The sequence below is a fragment of the Vibrio sp. 10N.222.54.A3 genome (genome assembly GCF_041474095.1).
GTDB lineage: Bacteria > Pseudomonadota > Gammaproteobacteria > Enterobacterales > Vibrionaceae > Vibrio > Vibrio crassostreae_C.
On sequence record NZ_JBFRTN010000164.1, the window covers coordinates 1 to 4,661 of the forward strand.

Sequence of the window (4,661 nt, forward strand, 5' to 3'; positions counted from 1 at the left end):
CCAATTAGGAAACAAAGCCCCTATCACCACTGTTTACGACAGAACCTGTAATTGTAATATTGTCCACCTTTTCTGATTTTTAAGTCTAATATTAGAAGATTGATTTTGGTATTCAAAGCGTGATAGCAATGTTCTTTACTTTCGATATTGAAGAGGTAAGTGATGACAAAAGCATTTTTGGTCTTGATCGGAGTTGTACTTTTCGGTTGTCGTGATGATTCTACTGAGTTCAGCTTTACCCCTGATCCTGAAGAGGAATCACCTCAACCCATTACTTTTGAGGCTCAAATAGGTGAAGTGACTATACAAGGCCTCAAAGAACCAATAATCACAGTCGCCCCTTCACTTTCTGCGACTGAAGACGGTATCTCACTGGTTACAATAGAAACGTTCAAAGGGATACCTTATGCTTACTCGGGCGATAGTAGCGAAGGTGATTTTTTCTTCGGTGCGCCTGACCGTTTTGAACACAGTGTGATGCTGCCTCTAGCACAAGCGGTGACCGAAAATAATTCGTATACAGACTTTGGGAACATATGCCCTCAGTTTGGCTCAACAGAATTGTACTCAGAGACCTGCCTTTACTTGAACGTATGGAGACCTAATAATGCGACTTCAGGTGATTTATTACCTGTGTATGTTTATATCCATAGTGGTTCGTTTGAAACGGGATCTGGACACCTGCCCAATATAATTCCAGATGTCGCCGTTGCACAAAGTACAATGAGTGATAACCCCTTTATCGCTGTTACTTTTAACTACCGTCTTGGTTTATTGGGAAAACGGTGGGTTGAAGATGCAGGTCAAACGAAAGGAGGCAACTTTGCGGTTGGTGATCAAAAGCGAGCTCTAGAGTGGGTTAGCCAACATATCGAAGACTTTGGCGGAGATAGTACAAACGTCACTGTATTTGGGCAAGGTGCTGGTGCGACATCAATTAATGCGCTTCAGCAAACAACCAGTGGAGAGCGCGATCCTGAAGATGATATTGCCGGTAATTTCTTTAGCAGAGCGATTATGCAAAGTTTACCGCTCGGACTTTCATTTGAATCATACGCTGCAGCGAAAGACCAATACGACACTTTAGAAACTGCAATGGCAACGCTGTATCCTGATTTAAGTATTAACCAATTGACGGTTGATCAGATTTTAGAACTACAAAAACAAGTAAAAGCAGAAATAACGGGACGCTTGTTTGGTTTACCTGACCAAACCATCGAAAGTATGGTCAGTGACATCTTGGGCTGGATTGAAGATGGCGATAGCACGGAATCGATTGTGGCGAAGCTTACTTTGAAATACGCATCGGATATTGCAGCAATCGAACCGCGAGCGAAATTACTTCCCTTTTCACCCTACATTGAGTCCCATCGTGAGTGCATAAAGACATTCCTTGGGGTTTGCACAGAATATGAGGAATACCCAGGCTATCACGTAACAAGCCTCGCTCATGAAGCTCCTTTAACCGTCCCTTCTATTATAGGATTTAATAACAATGAAACGGATAGTTATATAGCGGAGTTAAAGTTACTATTCTTGATTAATATAGAATTATTACCGGGTATTAAATTACTTGATGTTGTCCTATTTTTAATAGGAGATAGTGATGATATTCGTGATTTGCCACAAATAGCAGATATACCTGCGTACACGTTAATATCATCAATCCTATATGTAGATCGGTTGACCGACACGCCTTTACGCTTTGATGATTTCTCACCATCGGGAAATCCTACCACTTTAGATGGGGTATCAGAAGAGATAAGAAAGTTTAATCAATTAAATAATCAATTGATATATAAATGTGCTATTCGTGATTACGCAAAAGAAGTCGATCATGACATCACTCCTATCATTTATCATTTTGACTATGTCGCAAGTTTTAATAACCAGCTGATTGAAGACTCTATTTTTGACACAATAGGTAATTTGGCTTGCTTCGGTGGAAAAGCCTGTAACCAAGCTGAAATTCCTTTTGTATTTAATCGATTATATAACCAAAGCGGATCGAAGATAGCGCCTGATGAAGGTGACCTTCTTCTTATGGGAGAAGTATCGAGTTTGTGGTTTAGCGATGAATTATTCAACCCTGAATATCGATACCAAGAAGATACAGATAACATATTGGTGATAGTTAATAATGCCACGGATGATGGTGGCGAAATAAACAAGAATATTACAGCGTGGGATGCTACGATAAATATGGGTATTGATGCTAGCACATCACAAGGTATTTGTGATGCTATTTACTAAGTCGTCTTTTATTACAGTGAGGTAGGAATGATGCTACATATGCTAAATAGAGTTTGTTGGATAGAGATGAAAGTAAATCATCGAAATTTTTTTTATTTTATTTCGTAGATCTTGGTGCGTAAGTTTCTTTTCTTTTATTTTGATACTCTCTAATATTGCTAATGCAAAAGAAGCTTCGATTTTTGAGCAGTATGGCATACCGGAACACCTACCTAAGTATGGTATTAGTACTTTATCTCAAGGTGATCATATTGTTGAGCACGTTCGTAAAGTCACTTCAATTAATGAGGAGGCTTCATCTTCATCTTTTTATTTAGTGCAAACAACAGATTTAAAGGGAAATATTGATTTGAGGATTAAATATTTTCAGGATCAAATTTCTCAAATCGATGGTGAACCTTCACTCTCAGAAGATGGTGGAGCGATAGACTCCATTGAATATTTGACTAAAACAGAATATCGACTTCGCGCCTACTCAGATAGTTACGATCGGTCTTCGGTTACCGTTGAAGAATTAGATGAACGTCGTGCAATTGTACGTTTTAACTATTCTAAGTATCAACTACCTCAAGATGTCGCCTATTTTCGTTTCATGCGAGTTGAGATAAGTGTTGAAGATCGCAAGCCTGTTAAAATGGTGATCACTAATTCGCAACCATTTACCTATGGTACTTATAGAATTGAGGATTATAGACAAGAAATCTTAATCAGTGAGCGTTACAATGGTCAATTTTACGTTAAAAGCAAAACCATTGTGGCAAACGGAGTAACTAGAAAAAAAGAAAAGCTTACTCTGTCATTGCTCATGACTCCCGTCGCTTTTTATGACGATGTAGATGGTGTCGAAGTTCTAGATAGTGAAAAGCTTGAAGAAGCATCAGATCCTCGTATTCGAGAAGAAAAGGTCGAGGTCAGTAGTTTTTTCCCACTGATGGGAGACTTAGTCCGTAGACAAGGTATTGATATTCCTCTTCCATACGGTTTTTCTGTCGCTTATCGCAATCAAGATATGGATCTTGGCTTTCAATCTTTTGATTTAGGTCTCGGAGCATTAGGCCTTCAGAATTTAGATAAGGACTTTGAACCGACAGAGACCTTCGCCAAAGTTAATGCTGAGAGTTTTAGTATAAGGGGAGATGTCTATATTTTGCCTTTCTGGAATGTTTACGCTTTAGCTGGAAAGATTAAAGTTAAGGCAACCATTGATGCGCAATATACATCGGAGAGTTTAAACGAAGTTAAAGATAGTTTAAACGGCATCGATCCTGGATTAGGTGATGCCTTATGTAGTGCGCTAAGCAATGAAGGACTCCCTCTGTGTAGCCCTGGTCGATTGAAGCTTCCTTTAAGTCTTGACTATGATCTGTTAGGTGTGGGTACTACACTAGCCGTCGGGTATAAAGAATTTTTCGCCACGCTTAATATGACCGCATCTCAAACACGATTAGAGGGCTCTTCGAGCTGGGGTGATACTCTGTTTGTTGCTCAACCAATGGTTGGTTATCAGCTTGTTGATTATAGAGCTCAGTTATTAATTGGTGCTGAATATCAAGGCTTAGATTCTACGTTATCCGGTAATCTAGGTTATGTAGATGCGTTACAAGGTGAGTTCACTTATGACGTTGATGTTTCTCTAAATCAATGGGCTTATTTGATTGGTTTTAATAAGCAAATAGGTAAACACTATAATATCACAGCCCTTTATAATAAAGGTGAAACAAGAGAAGCATATACAGTTAGTTTGGGCTATCGATGGTAAATGATTGTGTTAATACTAAGCTGAAATATGGGGAGTATCCGTAGCTCAATTTATTTAACATTAATCTAACAATGTGGCCATGAAACATCTTAGTTTCTTATGGCCATTTTTTTGTTCGGGTAGCATTCTGATTTAAAGGCTCTCCGCCACTTGAAACGCAACACCTCACCCGCGAGAAGAGATGCATCAAGCACTTGCGTATTTTCATCCAAGCACATCGAAGTTGATTATAATCGAACAAGAAGGACAGTGCTCTTGGATATCTAAGCCCAGTTAACTTTAAAAAACAATATGTCGCTTATGCGTATTTCGGTGATTGCGATCGGCTGTTTCCCCCCGTGTCAGCATAGTTGTCGTCTAGATTTTTAAGGGGATAACAATGCCAGCTAATCCGTAAGCGTGCCATGAACACCGCATTCTAATCCTTCAGCACGAAGAATAAGATCAACTCTCCAACCCAAAGGAGAGTTGAAATGGCAAAACGACGTACCAACCTAGAATGGCAATCACTGTTTGAGCAATATGAAAGCAGCAGTGTTACCCAACGCGCTTTTTGTGAAGAGCATGGACTGAGTTTATCCACGTTCTTTGCCAAACGGCGTCAACTCCAAACAGCAAGCCAATCGGAATCTGTCGGATTTGTTAAAGC

General features: G+C 39.5%; 3 protein-coding genes. All 3 read left to right on the plus strand.

The window, feature by feature from the left end; genetic code table 11:
• Window positions 1–162: 162 nt before the first annotated feature.
• A complete protein-coding gene (locus AB4507_RS22680) occupies window positions 163–2,253 on the plus strand; it encodes a carboxylesterase family protein (protein WP_372183463.1) in 2,091 nt (696 codons plus the stop codon).
• A 139-nt stretch (window positions 2,254–2,392) separates the two neighbouring features.
• Window positions 2,393–4,012 (plus strand): hypothetical protein, encoded by a 1,620-nt coding sequence (locus AB4507_RS22685; RefSeq protein WP_372183465.1) that lies wholly within the window; start codon window positions 2,393–2,395, stop codon window positions 4,010–4,012.
• Window positions 4,013–4,485: 473 nt separating this feature from the next.
• Window positions 4,486–4,661, plus strand: a 176-nt coding sequence (tnpA, locus tag AB4507_RS22690) for an IS66 family insertion sequence element accessory protein TnpA (RefSeq protein ID WP_408063636.1), incomplete at its 3' end; no start/stop codon positions are given.